Genomic DNA, 23,067 nt, shown 5'->3' on the forward strand with positions numbered 1-23,067 from the left:
AGTAATTAGATTAATCAATTTCATCATTCTTGTAGAAAGGAAATACAAAGTGTTCTTTGGCAGCACTAACCAAAGTTCCTTCGGCATTAAATAGTAATCCGGAAATATGTGCCCCACCGCTAAACTTGATATTATTCACCCACCAACTCTTTTTTGTAAAAGCAGTTCCGCTTGCCTCTACTTCAACAATAAGTATAAAGGAATTGGGTTCATTCAACTTGGTAACAATGGCTTCGATCTGCATTGATGATGCTAGCAAACTACTTTTGTCCTCCCCAACTTTATACAATCGTTTTGTCAAAGTATCAAAGACAGAAATTTGTGCTAAAATCTTCTGTAGGCCAGCACTTATCTCATCCAATCTTTCCTTTCTTTTCTTCTTCAATTTTGCATCCTTTTCATCAGCATGTGCTTTTTTGGCTTCTCCTTCAAGTTTTTTCACCTTTTCGGATAATTCAACAAATTTCGTATGTGTATCTGTAATGTTCTTCCATGCCATGGACAAGTCCCCAGAATTTCCGTTGAGTATGACCGGTATATGAACAGGTGAAATTATATTCACCCCACTAAATTTCTTATTTACAGCCTTGAACAAACTTGCCGCTATAGACACTTGTGAAATTTCATTTTCAGTAACTGTAAAGGATTGATCTACATTAAAAGCCGATTTTAAGGCACCAATAGTTTGAATGAGTGAATACACACCAACTAAAGTTGCTGTAAAACCAGCTAAATCAATACTTTTTGCATTGGGGTCAAGTGGTATATTGGCAATAGCCTTTAACTTTATGTACTCGCGCTCAAATCTGGTTTTAAAATCTTTCAAATCTAACTTGAGTTCCTGATAGGCTATTATTTGAGCCTTTATGGTCTCATTGTAAATGATGACATTTTGCAAACTTTTTGAATTGGAACTTACCACATCGCTTGTAAAAATGGATTGAACCAATTTTTCCATAGTATTATCAACCGCCTTTTGAGCCAATATCTCGTTTTCAATATGGACACCGGTTACCGAAGTATTTGATTTTACCGGATCCAGAGTCAAAGGCGACTTGAGTCCATCCAACTTTGCTGTCCGTTCTGCTTTTTCATTTTCAGCAATGGTTTTCTTTAAGTCAGATATCGTTTTTAGCTCTTTTAATGCTTTTACTTCTTCAGAATCAGGGGGTGTGGTATCCGTACTGTCAGTTTGGGCAGTGGTTTTGGCCATGATTAAAAAACTTATGATTAATAATATTGTTCTCATATTAAATAATAGTAAAGGCTAGATATTTGATACTGCATTATCTCATTTCAAAATTAGCATTTCTATGTATTTATTTATATACCCATTATTGGGTATTTTTAAACATGCTTGGGGATGAAAAACGTAGGTGTTAAATACTTTGAGGAATCTAAATATAATAAAAAATTAACAAGAAAGTAATTACGGTTTTCCTTAGTGATTTTAGAATTGTAGTAAAATACCATTTATAAAGAATCTTTTCGTTAGAAAACTTTTAAAATAAACTTTAGAGGTCATAAACTTTGCTTTTAACCAAAGCAAAGTGATCCTTCGGCAATACTTCGACAAGCAATGTTCCCAGTCACATCAACCCGCAACTTTTTATAATTGATTTTATGATCAATTATAAAAACTCGTGTAAAATATCTCGCAGTGATCCTATTTTACTATAATCGTAGCTGCTGGGGCCATTAAAAATCATTTTAAAGTGTTTATGATTTAAACCTCAAAGTTTGACACTAGTATCGCATTGGTAAATACCCTGATTTCCCAATTTATTATTATTTTATCCTAAAATGATAACCGATTCCCATTCCAAACCAATAAAAATCTGAGGGATGATCAAACAATTTGGTATAATTTGCGCCAATAGATAATCTGCTTTTTGAAGAAAGCTCAAAATCTAACCCTATACCGGCATTAGCACTCAAATAAGATTTATCATTCAAAACCCCGTGGACACCTGGGCCTAACTCGCCATAGATGTTTAAATTTCTTCGAATGGGTAAATATCCTTTTAATTGCAATACTCCAGACAGAATATTGAGATCAGGCTTAAAGTGCTCAAAACCTGCTAAAAATTGCAAACTATATTGCTTTTTTATTTTCCATTCTACATCCAGTTTACCATAAATACCGGAATCAAAAAAGGTATTTAAATTTCCTCTGGGTAATGTGGTTCCAGCATGAAAACTAAGAAACCATTGTTTAGTATTGGTATCTGGTAAAGTTCCATCATGCCATACTTCATCATAAAGCTGTATCTTAATATCTGGTTTGCGATCGGTAGTGGTAGACATCTCAATTTGATACGTACCATTTCCCATATCTTTTATCTCCTTCAATACCCCATTAGTAACGTGTATATCAAATACATGCCCATAATCAGGGCCCAAATAATTTCCAAATTTGTCCTTAGGTTCAAATTCCCATATCCAGGTATAATTTCCATCTGCTCCAGGACCTGATTTACTAATAAAAACATCTGAATCATCAAAACTGAAATTTGCAAAACGTACGACCACCGAACGTTGCTCTGTTCTTTCAAAATTTCCCAGAAAAGGATGATTTCCTTTTATAGTATAAATTATAGTGTATGTTCCGGGAATATTAGTGTTTGTAAAGTTTTCGCGAAAGACTTTATCTGATCCCGAGCTTAGTGTAATAGGTTGCTCTATCGGAGTTATTTTATTTACAAATGAAGGATCCTGAACCAGCACCGAAAGTTTTTGAGCTCCTATAGGTAGTCCAGGCTCAAATGTAGTAGGAGCCGGTGCATTGGTTGTACTTAATAAGGTTCCTAAACCTTGTTTTGGTCGTAATACTTTTGCGGTTACAGTGATATTCTCATCAACTAATTCATCATTAACCAGAACTTCTGCATTTATAGCTATAGGTTGCCCTACGAGATTAAATAGGTTACCGGCAGATAAATTATATTTTAGTGAGGATTCATCGGTAATAGCAGCTATTTCGTAAGAGGCTTGTCTTGCTCCATTTCTTAACACTACCGACCAATCTCCTTCAAAACGTGGGCCTTGCATTAAAGAAAGCACCTCAAAAGGAAAACTATAAATCTTATAAAACCCACCATTAATCACTCTTGCAAATTGGGTAACATCGACTTTCCCTTTTCTAATAGAGACACTTATTTCATCTCCCAGAGCATAACTCACTTTAAAAACCACTTGTTTTGATGGTGAATTAATTGAAAAAGATTCTGTTTTGAGATCATTTAGAATCCCTTTTCGATACGCTACCAGTTGCGGACTAAAGCTTCTTAGAGCATCTACTAACTCCTCTACAAAAAATTGTCTTAAATCCTCGTCGGGAGCAGTTGTGATTTTAGTAACTCCATTGGTAGCACTAGAGATATCTGCTAATTGTGATTCGAACGATGAAGTTGCTCCTACTCCTATAGTATTTACTTTTATCCCTAATGCATTATCTAGTGTAGTAGCCGGAGTTGTTGGATTTACATTAGAATTTGTTCCAAATTCTCCATTTTGTATATCCAAACCAGGAAAAGACACTCCCGGATCTACATTTTGCATTCCGTCTGTAAATAATATAATATTTCTTGGTCTTGATGTATCAGTTAGTTCATTGATGGCTACTTGCAAGCCTCCCCCCATGGCAGTTAACTGTGTGGCACTAGTGGTTTGCGAATTTACATTGGTAATCATTGCGTCTGTATTATCTATTACAGGTAATAAAACATCTCCACCAGAACTAAAATTATCAACATTGGTTCTAAAATATATGGTACCAATTCTATCATCTTCTACGGCAAGTCCTTTCCATAGTTGCATAAAAATCTCTACCGATTCTTTTAATACATCAAGCTTCGGATCACAAGTTGAGCAAGCATTACTTAACATGCTGCCTGAAATATCCAGCACCAAGGCAACATCTACCGGATCGCGTTCTGAAAAGTTGAACGTCCAGGCTCCTCTTCCTAATGTTCCGGCTAATAAAATATCATCTGCTGTATCATATTCGAGATCATATACCGGTACAGGAGGTAAATTTGTGCCTAATGGAGCCCAAGTACTAAAATTTGGCCCCGGAGCAATAAATACACCTATATCTGTCCCTACCGCTAGAATATCATCTCCGCTGTTAGGAATATAAGCGATGGATCTAAAGGTGCTCCCCGGATTTAATAAAAGTAAATTTCCTGTAATATCTGTCCAGCTAGAGCCGGTATCATCGGTTTCGAAAACACTATTGCTATCAATTACGTATGCAGATTGTGAATCGTCTGGATCTAATGTTACTCCTTGTACCGAGCCTCCAGTATATGCTGTAGAATTGGTAAAAGCTGCCGGAGCTGCTGCGGTTCTAATTTGCACATTAGAACCCGAACCGGCATAAATTATATCTGCATTATCGTTTGCCCCATATGCGATCGCATCCTCACCAGAATCATTTGTAAAAATTCCGTTGACCGTAAAAGTTGAAATGCTGGTAACTGTTGCCCCTCCATCAGAAGATTCAAATAACGCTCCATTTGTTGCAATTAATATTCTACCATCCTGGTTATTAACTTTTATAGGATTTACAAAGCCAAAATTGGTTATTGCCAAACCGGTGGCTGTATTGATAAGTCCTGGAAATACCTGACTTTGAAATACATTTCCTGTAGAATATACTCTACTTCTGAAATTACCCAGGTTTTGAGAACTGGCATATCTTGTTGAAGTAGTAGTGCTACTAACATCATCAATTGCAACATCACCACCGTCTCCTCTTACAATAGTATTCCAGGTACTGTTGGTCGGGAATTCTTGTTCTGGCACCCCATTATCTTGTAATCCACTGATAATAATATTAGAATTGGCGTCCCAATCTACACTATGGATTTCTGAAATATTGATATTTCCATTTAATGAAAACCAATCTCCGGTTGCATTAATGGGAGCTGTTTGTTTGTATACGCCCCCATCGTCACCTTCGATCAGATCGCCATTAGCATCAAAGTCCATATCCCTGGAGTCAGCATGCGGAGCACTGTTACTTGCCGTACCGACATGGGTAATACTAGTAAATTGACTTCCTGATGGCTGAGAAGCATCTACTCGGAATAACCTTCCTGAATAATCATTTGCTCCAAGTGAGTTAGGAAACCCCAGGAAAGGAGTAACCACAGGTTCGTTTGCCCAAGGTTGTCTGTCACCTCCAATATATACAACATCATCATTTGAAGGGTCTGCTATCAATGAAAGATGCGTATTTCCTTGTCCACCTACATGTATTCCATGAATATTACCGGTTTCAATGGTGGTTGGAATATCCAGTGCAGAATCCCAGCTAACTCCGGCATCTCCGGATCGATATAAAGCAGACAACCTCCCTAAGGTGACTATAGCCACATAAAGATTGTTATTGTTACCAATGGCAAGTTCCAGATTACCAGCACCAGCCAAACTTGTGTCTACAGTGGCATTACTTATTTTGGTCCAGGTCGCCCCGGTATCATTACTTATATAAATACCATTAGTACCTGCGTTGGTATATAAAATTGTAGTATCATTAGGATCAGAAACCAGATCAAAAGAATTCCCTGAAGGAAGCCCGGTACCAACCCCTCCTGATATCTGTATCCAATTCCCTCCAGTGTTAGTAGTTCTCCAGATACCACCAGAATCCGAGGCAACAATAATAGTTGCTCCTCTGGCTGCTATTCCTGTAATATCTCGTGTAGAGAACAATCCTCCTGTATCAATATTGGTCCAGGGCGCATTACCCGTAGTTGTTCTGTATACTCCTCTTGTACCCCCTCCTGCACTTAAAAAAGAACTTGTTCTTCCATTTCCCATAACTAACGTTTGGTTTGAAGCATCTGTAGGATCAAATTCTAACGCTCCAATAGATTGGCTCGGTAGAGTTCCGGAAATTAAAGTCCAATTTGGCGGAGAACTTAGTGCATTTTCAGTTTTCCATACCCCACCATTAGTACCACCAATATATAAAACATCTGCATTAGAGGGGTGTGGCGTCACACAATTTACAGCACCTACCACATGACGATCAGTGATATTTTCTACTTGCCCGTTTTTACTTGGTCCAGGGCCTTGTTGAATCCATTGCGCTTGCGATGTTAACGAGATAAAGAGTACTAAAATTATCGCACCAAACTGTAAAAAATTCTCAGAATGGATACCATTTCTTTTTATGCAAAATATACCCCTTTTTATGCTAGGTTGTTTTTTAAAACGTATCATACGAACAGGTTTTAAGTGTATTTAATAAATAGTAAAATGTGTGGGGTATTATAATGCATTATGCAATGCATCAAGTTTTTTTGGGTTACCCTTAAAAAGGATTGACCTGCAATTAAAAATGAAATACGGGAAGTTATTTTCAAGGAGGTGTTGGACCTCGATAAATTGTATCTAAAATTTCTATGGTCCACAAAACCTCACCGGTTTTCAAATTAATAGCTTTAAGTTGTAATGGGACTGTGGTTATTCGATTGTTTATATTTCTAGAGTAAAGCCCTGTCTCATATATAAGAATATCATTTTTGACAAAAAAAGGAGCATAAGATTTATGACTTTGGATTTCACCTAGTTTCTGACGTGTTCTTGTATCGTAAATTTCCCAGGAATATTTGTTAAATGCATCATCAGAAGCAATCTTTTTACTTAGCAAAATATTTTTTTGATCCTTTGAAATAAATTGTTGTCCTTCTATTCCTTGAATTTGTTGAGTCGAAGTCGGAATAATTGACTGAGCCATGTTAGAAGGTAATTGATTTTGCCTTATAGTACTGATTTTACCCTGAGTATTCAACCTTAGCGCTCCAGAACTACTTAAAAGATCATTAAGTGGAAGAGAATCCTTTTCTATGAGTCCCTTAAAATTTCTTTGTTGAAAATCCCAGCTAAAAAAAGTTTGATTTCCCACTACCTTAGCCCTTAAATCAAAAGAATTGTTAGCGCTTTGTACAAATCCTGCATTTACCTGTTGAGGTAAAGCTATAGAGTCTATCGAGATGTTTACACCCGATCTACCTAGATCAAGCTGAGTAATAATTACACTTTCTGGAGAAATAGTAGATTTACTTTGACAAACCAATTTATTATTGATGATAGCCAGTGCTTTGGCTTCTACCTGACTACTCCATAATGTCTCGCCAGTGGTGATAGAAATAGCTTGAGGTTTTCTTTCTGGATTAGTAATAAAAATCTGCCCCCTGATTGGATCTACCACAGCACCATCTCTCATAACGAAAGGTACTTCATTAATAGCCTGGGCTTGCATAGGAGTTTTACATCCCAAAATATTAAGAATTAGTAACCCCAGCAGTATTGTTCGAAATAATTTAGTTTTTTTTGACTTCATAATATGCATAATTAATTATGTCCTACAGTATTTTGCGGGGTTATTATAGCTGCATACATTTCATTCATTACATATTGCAAATTTAAACATATCAATAGTAGTGCCAAAAGGAAATCAACCCAAAGTAAGGGGGAGATTTAACCCTAAAATTATTTATAAATCATTATACTTAAATGTTATACAACTAAAATCACAAAGCTATATTGTAGCAAATTGGTGTATACGTAGTATTTACATAATTGCAGATATAATGTTTTAAACCTTATTATATAGATAGTAATTATGTACGTGCTATTTGTGACTTAGCCCTCCCCTGTTACCTGTAGAACTTCAATTCATCTTTTTTAATGTTTCAAGGCAAAATTCAGGGTAGTATGTCAAGTGGTTTTATTGTTTTTCTAGTATCGCAGGTAATATATAATCAATCATCATTTTATCGGCATTAACAATAGATCCAGGTTTGTTATATGCCGAAGCCGTAATGACAATAACAAAAGGAATATTTTTAAAGATATAAATCCTATTGCCTCCATTTCCAGTGCAAAAAGATACTTCATAATCTTTATCATTGATTGTATATACTCTATTCCAGAAAAGGTAACCGTAATGCAAGCCTTCTATTCCTCCATAGTTCTGCGATACTTGTTTGGCTAAACTTTTTTCTACCCATTCTTCAGTTAAGATTTGTTTGCCATTCCAAAGTCCTTTGTTTTTATACAGTTGTCCATATTTTGCAAAATCAATAGCACGAAGTTGTATTCCCCCACCTGTATATGCAGTATTTTGAGGAGTATAAAACCACTTATAATTGGTAATACCTAAGGGGGCAAATAATTTTTTATCGGCATAAGAAACAAGTCCATTAGGAACTGATTTATGAATAATATCCCCTAGCAAACCACTACCAGCAGTAAAGTAATTATAGTCTTTGCCTATTACTTTATCTTTATGCATAGGTAAATCTAAAGCAAACTTCACCCAGTTATCAGAAGATTGCATCTTATCTTCAGTACCAGGACTTTCATCATCCCTATCATCACCAAGAAATCCAGAACTCATGGTTAAAAGTGATTTTAACGTTACAGAATCTTTTTTGGGACTATAATTTTTATATGATTTTAAATCGTAAAAATCTTTTAATAAAGCATTTTCATTTTTTATTAATTTTTCTTTAACGGCAATACCCATTATTGTAGAAGCAAATGATTTTCCTACCGACATAGGGTTGTGCAAACTATCTCTTGCTGCGCCGTTAAAATATTCTTCTATTAGGAGTTCATCATCTTTTATCACTACAATTCCATTAATATCCTCAAATCTACCTTCTGCTATTTTTCTATTTAGAGCTTCAATTTTATTGTTGTCAAAATTATCTTTAGAAATTTTCCAACCACTATTAGGCTGTATTTTCTGAACAGGCACTAAACTTTCATCTATAACTATTTTAGGCACTTCTACAGCAATACTTCCTTTAGCCAAAAGAGGGCCAACTTTTAATCCATCTCCTTTTAAATAAGGTCTTACTTCGATACTAAAAGTATGATTTCCTTCTGTAAATGCATCTAGCCCACCATTAATTTTCATAAATCGTTGCCACATAAACCAACCCCAAAAATTAATTTGTTCTGGTGTTACTAGTGGTATTACTTGCCTGAGTTTTTCTGTTTTACGTGTTTTTGGCCCTGCTCCAGTGTTTAAGTTTTCCGCATAAATTAATTTTCCATCTACTAAATATGAAAATTGAAAATTTCCTTTGCTTAATAATTCATCTTCAGATAAGGTTGGAGCTAATTCTTGAAGACTTTGTATCAATGGTTTATCTAAGTTAAAAACAATACTAAGGTAGGCATCGTTATGTAAATTGAAGTTTTTTGAATATTCTTCTGAGGAAATTTTAGCTTTTGTAAAGTCTACTGTTGAAAAATATAAATTTTCTATTTCGTTTGAAGGTGTATTATCTGATTTTGACTGACTATTATTCTTGCACGATATTAATATACATACAATAAGTACTAAAAAATAATTTGATTTCATAGTTGTATTGATTTTAGCTTTAATTGAATTCAGAATTAGCGTAAGAATATTTTTAAATTAACATTGCTATTTCCTACATTAATTTTTGTAAAGAAAACTTTTTTTTGTCATCAGATGTAACAATTGTCGTTATTAGATGTCCTAAACTATAGTATCAGACCATTTTTTTAGTCCATACATAAATAAAGATCAAATTCTAACTAAATGAAATGATAAAAAATAGTAAACCTATTTTAATGTTAGACTAAAACACAACAATATTAAAATTTTGAGTGGATGAGTATATCACTATATGAGCTTTTTCTGGTATTAGTTATTGGTCAGTGTATTTTTTTGATTTTTGCCATTCAGTATATCCCTAAAAAGCATACAGGAGCAAACAGGACTATACAGTATTTATTGGCTATTTATAGCCTTTTTTTATTCGAAAGGGCTTTAGGTGCTGAATTTGAAAGAGACTTTTTGAGGCAATATAGTAATATCATTAATACTTTTTATCTTTTTATTGGGCCTTTAGTTTACACGTATATTAGGCGGTTACTTTTTTATAAAAATGGAAATTATCAGTTAGCATACTATCACTATTTGCCAGCATTATTGTATGTAGTATACTGTTTTTTTCATGTTTATATTTATGATTCAATAAAGGATTTAAGCAGTTATTTTAACACGTTATTGTTTTGTAACGACATCATATTTTTCGTTTTTATCTCGGCTTATTTATTCAAATCTAATAGACTACTAAATTACTATAAGAAGAATGAAGGACAAGAACTATCCTTTAATCAAACCATTATAAAATATATAGAGATTATGCTGATTGGTTTGTTAATTTATATGATTTTTTGGTTGCTAGGCATTGTTGAACGCTTTGTTGTTAAATTACCAATCGATATTAGAATGATCTGGGATATATCATGTTTAATCTTTGGTATACAAATTTATATAGTAGGTTTTTATAATTTAAAACATCCAGAAGTATTTAAAATTAGGTTTCCTTTAAATAAGGAAAACGAATCTAAAAGAAAGAATACGCTTGACGAAAAAGAAATAAATAAGATTAAAAATCTAATTGACACCTTCTTAGAAGAAAAGAAAGGCTATTGCCGACCAGAATTAAGTTTGTCAATTTTAGCTAATGAAATTAATACTACAACTAATAAATTGTCGTGGGTTCTAAATAATATTTATAAAAAAACTTTTTACGAACTGGTTAATGAATATCGAGTTGAGTATTTTTTACAAAGAATAAATGAAAATAAGCATAAAGAATTTACATTAATTTCTATTGCATTTGAAGTTGGATTCAATTCAAAGTCTACCTTTTACAAAGCATTTAAAGAGATAACAAATTTTACTCCTACAGAATATATTAGAAAGGTTGAGAACTTGCAAAGATAATGAGTATTAATAAATACGTAGGTTCAGGTTACAAGTGCAATTCTATATAACAGTGACATTTTATCAATGCTATGTTTAAAGTGTATGACTAAATGTGTTTTACCCTCTGAAAGCGGCTTAGATCTATATATCATCAGCGTTTATATAACAACGGTTTTATGACCTTAATTTCATTAATATTCGTAGGCTATAATTCTGTTTTAAGACACTAATTATTTTGGAATGTTTGTTAAACATTCCAAAATAATTACAAAAAATCAAGATTTCATTCTATAGTTATTAATTAACTATCTCGGATAAAAGCGCTGCAGCAACTTTACCAATTTCACCATCAGAATCTAAAGAAATAGCCTTTTTGAGTACTTCTTTTGCTTTTTGAGTTTCTCCCGTTGCAATGTATGATTCCCCTAGATATTTATAAGCGTTTGCTGAATTTGGAAATAACTCTAAAATCATAGAAAATACTTGAATGGAGGCCTGAATTTGTGGTGTACGACTACTTTGCAATAAAATGTTTCCTAGTGTAATTAGCTCTGTCTCAAAATCACAAAACGCATACAGTGGGTCTTGGATCATTTTAGGAAGTTCTTCTGCCAGTTTTTGTGCTTGTCCAGATAAATACAAGCTTACTATATAATCCATTGGCTTAGGTTTAAAATCCTGAACATTAAAAGTTAATGCTGCTTCTAATACAGGATCTTGATTGTTAGCATACTCATCAAAACTCATAGTAACTGGAATACTAGGGGCTATCCAATCTGCATTTTCTAAAGCTGGCTTATCTTGCCACCATAAATACGATAAAGAGATATTAATAGCACTGTTTGGTAGTGTTACAGGGCGGTTATCCCCCCAAAAATTGATATTTTCTGCTGTGGGCTCCCCCACAAAAATAACATTGGTATAATTGTCTATTTCATTAACGAGGTTTTGACAAGCAGAAAAGGTTCGTTTTCCTATAATAACAAATAGCTTTCCTATTTTATTTATCTTTTCAGCTTTAATGAGACCTTTTATAACATCTTTATTTAAATAGTTATTTCCTCCGCCATTTAAACGCAAATCAATAATTAATTTCTCGGTACCGTTAGTTTCTATTTCATTAAAAACACGGGCATAAAAATCCTTGGTACTTTCTTCGGCTTCATCTGCTATTCTACTATGTCTAACATACATCGCTTTTTCTTTGGCTAAGTATTCTGAAAAGTAAACCTTATCTAGCTGTTGTAAATATAAAGGTGTTGTTGATTGGTCTCTTGCATCTAACCAATTGTCTTTTTGATATACATAACCACGGTGTGTGGGCACAGTTTCTCCTTTAGGCAATGCAGTAAAGGATTGTGTAAATACTTTTCCACCTTTTTCTAACGTAAGTGTTATCTTATTTTGAAGGGTTTTTGTTACTTTTTGAGCATGTAAGACTTCAGGATATCGTATATTATTAATTCCGTAAGCTTTAAAATATTGTGAGTTCTCTACTTCTACTGTCGGTTCAATTGCTTTTAAAACCTCTGAAATTGGCTTCCCTTCTACCGCTACGACTTTTGCTCCAACTGCTTCTGGGTAGTTCTTGTGTGTTCCCTGAATATAAATCCCGTCATTAAATTCATATAAATTGAATGGAAATTGTGAAAATTCAAATGGCTTTTGATGAAAACTAATATAGGTATGCCCGTATTTGAATAAAGACACGAGTCGAGACATCCCAACAATAATTTCGTGTTCTTGTAAATTCGGAATGTCATTATATAGTGTTTCTACTTCGATATCAAAATTTTCTTTTGTTGTTTTTACAAAAAGAAACGAATAGTCTTTATGTATGGTGTTTTGTAAAAAACGAAGGTCTTCTTGCCATTGAGCTGTGGTTAGAGTCTCTTGAGACCATAGTTGAGTAAATAGAAATAGGTTGAGGATAATTAGTATTTTTTTCATGATGTTATTTTTTTAACCTGGATGTATTTCAGGAGTTTTGATTATATATTGATTGATGAATTAAAAGTGTTTATTTACTGTTCGTTCTTTCTAAAATTAAAGTAGCAAATGATTGTACGCCATGTTTTATGGTGGTTTCATCCACAGCAAAATTTGGTGTATGGGGCATAGAACTTATACCTTTTTCAATATTAGATCCTCCTAGGAAAAAGAATACTCCTGGTACTTTTTGTTGATAGTAAATGAAATCTTCGCCAAAATAAGGTGTTTGTCCATACAGTGGTTTAAACATTTCTTTATTATAAAAACTAGAAATTGTTTGTGATGCAATTTTTGTGAGTTTAGGATCATTTATAGGAGTTCCTGAATAGTCTTTTGAATATTCAATGGAAATAAAAGCATCTTTAAATTTAGAATTCAGGATTTGTTTTTTTATTTCAAGGGGTATGCTATTCACTTTTTTAACATCAGTTTCAAGAAAACTGGCGTTGTAAAAAGTAGCTCCATTATCTGTATTAAGCCTTGCTCCCTGTAAAATGAAGTAATCTTTAAAAATTGTTTCTTTTTTTGTCAACCCTATTTTAGAATCTGAAATCTTATTTATGATATCCCAGGGTGAGCCATTCTGTTCTATATTACGAACAAAACCATTTAATATAGTATTCATAAAGTTTTCTAACTCTTTTTCATTGGCACTAGGCTTGAATTTTATCTTAAGTGATTTTTGATAAGCAAATAACTCATTAGCCTTAACATTAATCTCTCCTGATGGACCAGGACCAATGTGTAATCCATAAATTTCATCTGGTTTAATAATCTCGAAAAGACCATCTTTAATCATATCCTTTGCACCTGAAAAAGTTTCTTCGGCAGGCTGGAAAATGAAATAAACGGTACCTTCTAAGTTTTCTTTTTGTTGCGATAAAACAGTAGCGATTCCTAAACCAATTGTGGTATGCACATCATGACCACAAATATGTCTCACTCCTTTATTTTTAGATTCAAAATCTACAACATCTGCTTCGTCTGTTTTTATGGCATCCATATCTGCTCTCCAAGCTATTTTTCTTCCTTTTTTACCGCCTTTTAGGATTCCTACAACTCCATATCCTCCAACATTCGTTTTAACTTCTAATCCCAAATTTCTTAAGTATTCCGAAACAATTTTAGAAGTTCTTTTTTCTTGCTTCGATATTTCAGGGTTCCTATGTAAATCCCTTCTAATTTTAACCAAGCTATTGTAGATGGCATCAGCTTGTTTTTCTATTTGCTGATAGTTGTTGGTATTTGTACCTGATTGGGCAGAAAGTATTCCGGTAGTTACTAAAAGAAGTATGACTATAAGTTGTGTTTTCATGATATAATTTTGTTTGCTATTATATCACAAAGATTGTCTTATTATGTCGTTAGAAATAGTGCTTTTTGTTGAAGTATCGTATTTGATATTTGAAACGTCACAGTAGCATTATTTGTTCATCCAGTCTTTAAAATCACTAGTCTTTTGTCTACTTACAATAAACTCTTGATCTCTTGGATTTGAAACAGATAACTTTACTCTATGATTAAAGTATGGTTCTATTTTCTGAATTGAAATTTTAGAGATAATCTGACCTCTATTAATTCTGTAAAATTTAGTGTCATCTAAGGAATCAAATAATTGATCCATCGTTTCATCTATGATGTAACGTTTGTTATGGGTAATACCAAAAGTAATACTATCCTGCGAATATATATACAAAAGCTCTGATACCCTTATTTGTACAAAGCCACTCCCCTCTTTCACCAATATTCCTGAGCGTTTTTGTGGGGTCTGAATACTACTCAGGAGTTCTTTTAAGATATTGGGTTCTATAGGATTAGATAGACTTTTAGATTTTGAGAATTTGTGTAATGCAGCGTCTAAGTCTTTTTGTTGAATGGGCTTTAGTAAATAGTCAATACTATTTACTTTAAATGCTTGAATAGCGTATTGGTCAAACGCTGTAGTGAAAATAATAGGTGTAGTAACTTCTACTTTTTGAAATATCTCAAAACTCAATCCATCAGCTAGTTGAATATCCATAAATACTAATTCAGGAGTAGTGTTCTTTTGAAACCATACTACAGCATCTTCAACGGTATCAATAATATCTAATAATTGAAAATCAAGAGTGCTTTTCTTTAACAAGTTTTGTAACTGACTTGCAGCCCGGGGTTCATCTTCAACAATTAGTATTTTCATGAGTTGTATTTTGATTTGATGCTTTTAATAATGGAAGAGAAACTGTAAAATGCTCCCCGTTATTATTGATAATAGGTGCTTTACTTGATATAAGTTGATACCGTTTTTCAATATTCTTTAATCCTATTTTTGTGGATGGTGTTTGGGTTGACTTCGCTTGTATTTTATTACTTACTACTAAATAATCATCTTTGGTTTCTATAGTAATAATCAAAGGTTTCGCCCTAGAAACGATATTGTGTTTTATAGCATTTTCTAGTAAAAGCTGCAAACTCATGGGGACAATCATAGCCATTTGTTTGCTTTCCGGAATACGCCAATTCACCTTTAGATTATCTCCAAATCTTTCTGATTGAATATGAATATAAGCTTTTGCAAATTTTAATTCTTTTTGTAATGAAATTAAATTGGTATTTCCTGATTCTAGTATAAATCGGTATACATCAGACAGATTATCAACAAATCCCTTTGCATCTTCTTTAGCCTCTTGATCAATAATATCGCGTAAGGTGTTTAAACTATTAAATAAAAAATGAGGTTGTGCTTGATTTCTTAAGGTATCTAACTGCGCTTGTATCATTATTTGTTTGGTCTGCTCTTCATCTCTAATTGATTTTTTAAGCCTTACATAATAATAAATTGCTTCATATATCGCCATTGTCATAATAATGATTAAAAAAACAGGTAAAAGAACCTTCAATATTACCATATGTGTGGAATTGAATCCCAAAAAGGTAAACAATTTTGCAAGCAAAAAACCCATTGTAAAATCAACAAACAACATCACACAAATAATTGCAAAAAGAAAGAAGATAATACGTTTTAAATCATCTTTAAAATCAGGATATTTTTTCCGTAAATGAATCAAAATAAACCTTATGATACACCAATCACAGGTTGTGGGAATTAATGAAGCAAACCAACCTATGAGTACTAATGTTATTGATTCTCTTTCTGATGGGTTATTGAATAAATAGTTTGTTATAAGACTTATAATAAGAATACCAATTACAGAAAACCATATATCATTAAATCCCAGATATTGTATGCGTTTTTTTTTATTAAATAGTACCATGAATTATAAGCGTATTAGCGGTATACCTTGTTTAACTTGATAGAATACAAATCCAAAAGCAATTACAGTAATAACCTGATTCCTGCTTCTAGTTTTCCATTATTAGAGGCATAATACGAATAACGGAATTATTTGTATCCTGTACAAACCAAAAAAAGGGCTTTTATTTGTAGTTCAAATATCTTAGGATTGACAAAAAAATGAAACCATAATATCTTGAAATGTCGTAATATGTATCTGAATTGTTATACTTTTTAGATATAATACCATTCTATACACATTCCCCTACTCTCCTACTATCGTTACTGGTAAAGAGTATTCCATTACAGTTGCCAAAGAAACTTTTGGAAAGGAAAAAATCAAAGAAGATTAGTACTGGTAAAAGCTATTTCCCAAGCAAAGTTACATAACGCAGAACATTATAGTATATATTAAACCCTAACTTCCATAACATTCTTTGTACTTTCGCCAATATAAATAATCACAATAATTAGTAAAAGAGTACTTACCATTACTATCACAGTTTTTTTTATTCTCTTGTTTGTGAAATAGGTATATAAAAAATAGGTTACATACAGTATTAGAAAGATAAAAGTAATCAACATTCCTATTGAACTTGAATCATAATAACCAATTGAGTTTACTAAAAAATAAAATGTTATTCTATTAATTAATAGAACAAATGATTGAATAATATTTATAGCACTCAACAAGAAGAGCGCAGCTATAATCGATCGGATAAATGATTGCTTCTTATAATCTCTTAATAGATGAAAAATAATAGAATATAGTGGGATAATTAGAATTGTAATTATAAAGTAAAGCCACCTCACTTGTTTCGTGTCCGGACCACGAGTATTAATTTTTATATATTCTTTTTTACCGTCTTCTAGTATTTGAAAAAAATCTCCATTTAATAAATCCTGAGTCAAGTTTAACATCAAAAATAAAAGTCCGAGTGTTGTAATATAAAAAAGAATGGGATTTTGAAACGGTCGTGTTTTCCCAGAAACAAATCGATTAGTTGTGTTTCCTCCTGAATAGAATAAACTTTTTAAATTATATACAAATCCTTTATCAAAAGAAAGTCCTTCTTTTATCATTTTCAATAAATAACTAGCATCAAATTGATCTATCTTTTCTTGCCCGCAATTTGGGCAAAACTTCATGTTTAAATCAAGTTTTTGATTACAATTCTTACAGTTCATTTTTTTAAGTATATGTAAAAGCTATTTCTATACTTTTTGATAGAATTCTCTTTATATATGTTCCTGATTGCGATTGTATGGTGCTTAACATTAATCGTAATGATTTTCTAAAATTTCAATTAAATTTATAGACACTATGCAGATTGTTTTAACACTTCTAGCCTTTGTTTTTTAATATAATTACTTCAGGTTTTTATCTAAAACTAGCTGGTGTTCTTCCATACTTTTTTTTAAAAGCTCTGTAAAATGCATCTCGGGAATTGAAACCTACCATTTCACCTATCGCTGCTATTGTATATTTATAATAATCATCATCTTCTAATAATAACTTGGCTTCTTCTACACGATAATCATTTACAAAATCAAAGAAATTTTTATGCTCTATATGATTGATTACATAAGAAACTTGTTTACTATTAACAGCTACAGTATCACTTAACTTCTTCAACGTAAGTTTTGGATTATGATATAACTTGTCACTTTTAAAAGCATTTTTTATTTTAAACCTTAATGATTTAATTTCTTCGTCGGGCAATTCTATAGTCTTCTTTTCTTTTTTATCAAATTGATCAATTGTTACTCCGATACTTTCATCTGTGTGGTTTAATGCAATAATAACAAATAGAAACACATGTAACGACATCAATACTATAGATACAGGTTTACTATATACACTTTCTAAATTGAAAACAACGGGAAATAATTCGATGCTAGATTCAATTCCCCAAATTAATAAATAGCCAAACAAAAGATTTTTCATCCATGATAATTGTAATTTAGAAATATCAGAAAAATACTGTTTTATATAATTATTGTATTTATAAATCAATACAAGAGAAAGTAATAAATAAATGAATGGTTGTATATGCCAAATGGCAAAATGTTGAAAAGCTTCAACTATGGTTTGATTACTTTTTTGATTACTATCTAAATAAACATAGGCATTTTGGAGCTTTCTTATCTTTTCTTCTTTTTGAAGTAAAAGAAGTTCAATACGGTTTACAAATACAAATAAAGTTGGAATAAAATGTAAAAAATCTACCCATTTTAACCGAATTCCTTTAATACAAATAAAACGGACATATAAAAAGATTAATGGACCAATTGCAAATGTAAAAACCGGTCCTAAACCCAAAAAATAAGGAACACTTATCATATAACGGCTATATGAGAGCACGTCATGAATGAGGACAAAAGCAAATATGAGTAGTAAGAACCCCAATAAGTAGGCTCTGGTTTTATGAGCTCTTTTTTTTACAAACATATATAACCCAAGAAAGATTCCCTGGGTTATAGCAGCAATGCCTATAATTGTGTAAATATTAATAATTAGCTTATTTTCTTCCATTTAATTAGACCAATTTGGCTGTGCATCATCCCAATCATTATTAGTTATTTTTTTTAACATTGTTCCATCACTTTTAATCGTATAAATGTCTAAATCTCCGTCCGCATCAGAGTTAAAAACTAAAGTCTTTCCATCTGGACTCCAATCTACCGCATAAGCAAAGAACGGTGATTCCCAATTACATAAAGGGCTTTTTAAATTAGCTTTGACTGTTAGATTAACAATTTTATTTGTTTTTAAATCTAAAACTAGTACATCTATATTATTGTGTACTTGATTAAAATTTAGATATGCCAATTTACTATTATCAGGTGAAATTGAAGGTGCAAATTCAAAACTAGTGGCAGTATTACTTATATTTTTTCTATTAGATCCGTCTATATTCATAGAGAAAAGGTCGTAACTCCCATTTTCTGAAACAGCATAGCAATAAATCATTTTATCGTCTTTAGAAAAAACAGGTGCATAATGGCTAAATTGTTTATAGTTTTTAGTAATATTTTTTGGGTTTATACCATTTGTATCTGTTATAAATACTTGTCTTTTACCCGATCGCCCTGCATCAAAGCCGATATAAGCAATATAATTACCGTTATTAGACCAAGAAGCATCGTATTCATATCCAACAGAATTTTTAATCAACTTATTTATCGACCTTAAATCAGACGTCGCTTTAGCCAACTTCCAACCACCATATCTATATGTATTAAAGGTAATGTATCTATTATCTTTTGAGAAATGTGGTTGATATTCGCTTCTTGACTCTTTTTTTGTGAGTTGTTTAAATGAAGAACCGTCTGGTTTTACAGAGCACAACTCTTCTTGTCCAGCTATTCTACTCACAAATAGTATACGTTCTGAAGTTTCTAAATAATCTTCACTATCAGAAGAATACAATATTTTATCATTAAATAAATCTAAATTACTTAATAGCCCAAGACTTGTTAAAACTCCAATAAATAGTATAAAATTTTTCATATTCCGCTTCATGTGTTAATTATCAAGAGAAGTTAACTGTGTTGTTTTTTGAGTATCAACATTTATCTTATAAATCTCTGTATTTCCGTTCTTATTAGACTGATACACAATAGTTTTATTATCTATCCACCTTGGTAAGAAATCGTGGTTTTTGTTATTTGTTAATCTTTGAATCTTTTTGGTTTTGAGATGCATCACATAGATTTCATAATTTTCGTCTGTATTTGAAACAAAAGTGATTTTTGATTTATTAGGAGAAACTTCCCCCATGAACTCATGACTTTTTGTATTAGTAATTTGTGAGTTTTTGCCAGTTATGATATTGTGTTGATAAAGTTCATAATCCCCAGTTTTATCAGAATTATAAACCAAAGTCTGATTATCTATCCAAGAGGGATTCTCTTCACTTACTTCTTTTGTGTTTGTAACATTAATGGTTTTATTAGTAGATAAATCTAATACCATTAGGTCTCTTTTACTATTCAATTCTACTTCATAACAAAGTAATTTTCCGTTAGTAGATAAAGTCGGGTTACTCTCATTATTTTTACTATTTACAATCGCTTTTTCTTTTTTTGTTTTTGCATTCCATCTATAAATATCAGATCCATCTGGAGTCTTTACTTCGTAAAAAATTTGCTTTAATGAATTAGCTACCGGAATATTTAGATTCTTGTTTGATGAAAATACCAGTTTAGATTTCTTTTCCCTTAAATGATAAGTATATACTTGAGGTTTTCCTTCCCTTTTAGAAACAAAAAGAACATGATTTCCTACAACACTTGGAGATTCATTTATTATAGAATTTCTGGTGATATTTTTATAATTCCTTCCATTCTTATCTATTACAATCACTTCGCCCATACCAAATGTTTCGGAAGAAAAGGCTATTTTTTTACCATTTGGAGACCAATCGGGTATATAACTATTCGTCAATTTTGAAGTTAAATGCTTTCTAAAGTTTCCCTCTAAATTTGTTTTATAAATACTGTTACTCCCTAAATCATTAGCTACAAAAACAATTTCTTTAGTATTAGATACATCCGGTGCCCATTCATTGATATTCGACGTATTAGTAATTTGCTTTATTTTCAAATCATCCAATGTCATAGTGTATATATCCTTATTGTTTTCTCCATTAAAATTTGCTCCGAAAATGATTTGTTTACCATTGTCAAAAAAATTGGCTTGCGATGCTCTATTCCCTTCTTTTACTAAAGTTTTGAGTTCAGTTCCATCAATATTAATAATGTATAAACTCGATTTTCTTTTTAATGACATATCAAAAACGATTTGCTTTCCGTTTGGAGACCAAACAGGATGAAATAACAACCCTTCTAAACCTGTCTTTATCTCTTTTATGATATTACCTTTTAAATCACTGATTACCAATATTCCTTTATCTCTTGTACAATACACTATAGATTTCCCATCTGGTGAAAACCTAGGATGAGAACCAAAAATATTTCCAACTTTTCTTTCTTGATTTGTTTTGATATTGCGAATGTATATACCTTGTCTATTGATCCCATAAGCATAATAAATTAGAGAAGTCCCATCTGGAGACCATTTTGGATGGTATTCTCTATTGGTTGTTCTAAATTGTGACCAAGCATTCATACATAAAATGGCAAAGACAATTAATGATGTTATTCTTTTAACGTTCATGAATTTCATTTTTTAAGTTTTTAACAAAGAAAAAGCTTACGACTTCAGAATGTCGTTTTTTGTAGTGTATTGATGTCTTATGTCGAGAATTAGGACATTTTTTTAACAAAATTTAAGGAGTTATCTCCTTTGACATACTATTTAAGAAAAGAAAATTAAGTATAGAGTTTCATTTCGCACATGTTCATTGTAACAAATTGGCCAATACCACGTATTTGATATAATATCAGATGTAACAGTATATCTCGTGTTTTAATCAAAGTTTTCTAAGGCCATTTCAACTATAATTTTGTCCTTTTCAGATTATTTATCATAATGCGCTTTGAATAAGTTAATATGTTTACTAAAAATAAAATAATTTGAAAAAAATTAAGTGCCTCTTAACGATACTAATTCTCACTATGTGTTCTAATGCATACGCTCAAGGTGAATTCGAAAAGAAATATTCTGCAGACAGTTTAAAAACATGGACTCGAAAAACAATGAAAGAAGTTTATAAAAGTCATCCAGGAATGTATCGATATACATCTAAAAAGACTTTTGATAAATTAATTGATTCAATAACAGTAACAATAAGTGACTCTCTATCTACAATAGAATATTACAGAAAATTAAAACCTTTATTCGCTAAAATAGGTTGTTTACATACCTCTTTAAATTTATCTAAACCCTACCAAGAGTATTATGAGACTCGATATAATTTTATCCCTATAGAAATCTTTATAGATAGTAATGATAAAATATTTATTACTAAAAATTATAGTACTGATACTACAATCCCAATTAAAAGTGAAATAATATCAATTAATAAAAAGCCTATTAAAGAGGTTATTGAGCAATTGTATAAAGCAATACCATCAGATGGTTATAATAAAACTTTAAAGACACTTGTATTAAACTATCATTTTCCGTTCTGGTACGAAAGTATTCTTGGTAGTACTAATGATTTTGAGATTAAAATAAACGACAATGGTCAAAAAAAATCTTACCATCTAAAGGGTGTCACTCGGAAAGAATTAAAATTACATGATTTTAATATTGATCAAAAAAGTCCATTAGCATTTGAAATCAAGGAAGATATTGGATACTTAAAAATTCAAACATTTTCAAGTAGTTCTTTTAAAAAAAATAATCAAAAATTTAAGGAAATTATTAAAGATGTATTTGTTAAACTTAAAAAACAGAACATACAAAATCTAATAATTGATGTAAGAGGCAATACTGGAGGAAGTGATAAAAACGCAGTAAAATTAGCATCTTATTTTTTTAATGATCCATTTCAATATTGGAATAATCCTGTAGAGATATCTGAAGGATTTTATAACGAATATAAGTTTTGGTATGGGATTTTTTTTAGAAGACCAAAAAAAGTAGATAACACCTATCAATGGAAAGGAATGCATTGGTGGCTTAGTACCGCTTTTAACTATTACAAAATTCAAAAGCCTTCAAAACAAAATTTTAATGGAAATACCTATCTAATAATAGATGGTGGTTGTATGTCTTCTTGCGCTGATGTTTCAGCAATTTTATCACATAACAAAAAGGTTATAGTTTTTGGAGAAGAAACAGGAGGAGGTTATCAAGGAAATACCAGTGGTATGATGCCTGTTATGCCTGTTTCTCCAAATCTTACAATGACAATTCCTCTACAGAAATATACAAATGCAGTTGATGCTACGAAGAATTTTGGTAGAGGTACTATACCAGATTACCCTATACATAATACCCTGGAAAGCTGGGTAAACAAAATGGATATACAATTAGATTATGTAATACAGTTTATTAAACACAAATTATAAATGCAGAAAGCTAGAAAAGACATAACTATTTCTTTATTATAGT

General features: G+C 31.8%; 14 protein-coding genes. 2 read left to right on the forward strand and 12 right to left on the reverse strand.

Features of this window, described 5'->3' with window-relative positions; genetic code table 11:
• Positions 1 to 10: 10 nt before the first annotated feature.
• The 4 genes from DK441_RS24860 to DK441_RS24875 all read right to left on the reverse strand — a co-directional run bounded on the left by DK441_RS24860 (position 11) and on the right by DK441_RS24875 (position 9,391).
• Complete coding sequence (locus DK441_RS24860; protein ID WP_109853245.1) at positions 11 to 1,213, reverse strand: hypothetical protein; 1,203 nt, start codon at positions 1,211 to 1,213, stop codon at positions 11 to 13.
• Positions 1,214 to 1,788: 575 nt separating this feature from the next.
• Complete coding sequence (locus tag DK441_RS24865; protein WP_109853246.1) at positions 1,789 to 6,234, reverse strand: VWA domain-containing protein; 4,446 nt, start codon at positions 6,232 to 6,234, stop codon at positions 1,789 to 1,791.
• A 139-nt stretch (positions 6,235 to 6,373) separates the two neighbouring features.
• Positions 6,374 to 7,357, reverse strand: a complete 984-nt coding sequence (locus tag DK441_RS24870; protein ID WP_160112271.1) for a hypothetical protein — start codon at positions 7,355 to 7,357, stop codon at positions 6,374 to 6,376.
• Positions 7,358 to 7,744: 387 nt separating this feature from the next.
• On the reverse strand, positions 7,745 to 9,391 hold the full coding sequence (locus tag DK441_RS24875) for a serine hydrolase (RefSeq protein ID WP_109853248.1): 1,647 nt from the start codon (positions 9,389 to 9,391) through the stop codon (positions 7,745 to 7,747).
• A gap of 276 nt (positions 9,392 to 9,667) precedes the next feature.
• Between DK441_RS24875 and DK441_RS24880 the strand changes: the two genes are divergently transcribed.
• The gene (locus DK441_RS24880; RefSeq protein WP_109853249.1) at positions 9,668 to 10,792 is read left to right on the forward strand and encodes an AraC family transcriptional regulator; all 1,125 of its coding nucleotides are present in this window, start codon (positions 9,668 to 9,670) and stop codon (positions 10,790 to 10,792) included.
• A gap of 279 nt (positions 10,793 to 11,071) precedes the next feature.
• Here DK441_RS24880 and DK441_RS24885 read toward each other — a convergent pair whose 3' ends face one another.
• The 8 genes from DK441_RS24885 to DK441_RS24920 all read right to left on the reverse strand — a co-directional run bounded on the left by DK441_RS24885 (position 11,072) and on the right by DK441_RS24920 (position 21,222).
• Complete coding sequence (locus DK441_RS24885; protein ID WP_109853250.1) at positions 11,072 to 12,724, reverse strand: S41 family peptidase; 1,653 nt, start codon at positions 12,722 to 12,724, stop codon at positions 11,072 to 11,074.
• A 70-nt stretch (positions 12,725 to 12,794) separates the two neighbouring features.
• Positions 12,795 to 14,081, reverse strand: a complete 1,287-nt coding sequence (locus DK441_RS24890) for a M20 family metallopeptidase (protein WP_109853251.1) — start codon at positions 14,079 to 14,081, stop codon at positions 12,795 to 12,797.
• 108 nt (positions 14,082 to 14,189) lie between these two features.
• The gene (locus tag DK441_RS24895; RefSeq protein WP_109853252.1) at positions 14,190 to 14,945 is read right to left on the reverse strand and encodes a LytTR family DNA-binding domain-containing protein; all 756 of its coding nucleotides are present in this window, start codon (positions 14,943 to 14,945) and stop codon (positions 14,190 to 14,192) included.
• A complete protein-coding gene (locus DK441_RS24900) occupies positions 14,926 to 16,020 on the reverse strand; it encodes a sensor histidine kinase (RefSeq protein WP_109853253.1) in 1,095 nt (364 codons plus the stop codon). The genes DK441_RS24895 and DK441_RS24900 overlap by 20 nt, the downstream gene beginning before the upstream one ends.
• 431 nt (positions 16,021 to 16,451) lie before the next feature.
• Positions 16,452 to 17,228, reverse strand: a complete 777-nt coding sequence (locus DK441_RS24905; RefSeq protein ID WP_109853254.1) for a zinc ribbon domain-containing protein — start codon at positions 17,226 to 17,228, stop codon at positions 16,452 to 16,454.
• A gap of 193 nt (positions 17,229 to 17,421) precedes the next feature.
• Complete coding sequence (locus tag DK441_RS24910) at positions 17,422 to 18,576, reverse strand: AraC family transcriptional regulator (protein WP_109853255.1); 1,155 nt, start codon at positions 18,574 to 18,576, stop codon at positions 17,422 to 17,424.
• Entirely contained in the window at positions 18,577 to 19,554 is a 978-nt protein-coding gene (locus DK441_RS24915; protein WP_160112272.1) for a PD40 domain-containing protein, read from the reverse strand. It abuts the gene before it with no gap.
• 15 nt (positions 19,555 to 19,569) lie between these two features.
• Positions 19,570 to 21,222 carry a PD40 domain-containing protein gene (locus DK441_RS24920; RefSeq protein ID WP_160112273.1) on the reverse strand — a complete coding sequence of 551 codons (1,653 nt, stop codon included), beginning with the start codon at positions 21,220 to 21,222 and terminating at the stop codon, positions 19,570 to 19,572.
• A 359-nt stretch (positions 21,223 to 21,581) separates the two neighbouring features.
• Between DK441_RS24920 and DK441_RS24925 the strand changes: the two genes are divergently transcribed.
• Complete coding sequence (locus DK441_RS24925) at positions 21,582 to 23,024, forward strand: S41 family peptidase (protein ID WP_160112274.1); 1,443 nt, start codon at positions 21,582 to 21,584, stop codon at positions 23,022 to 23,024.
• The last annotated feature ends 43 nt before the right edge of the window (positions 23,025 to 23,067 follow it).

Origin of the sequence: Aquimarina sp. AU58 (assembly GCF_900312745.1) — a bacterium.
Lineage (GTDB): Bacteria > Bacteroidota > Bacteroidia > Flavobacteriales > Flavobacteriaceae > Aquimarina > Aquimarina spinulae.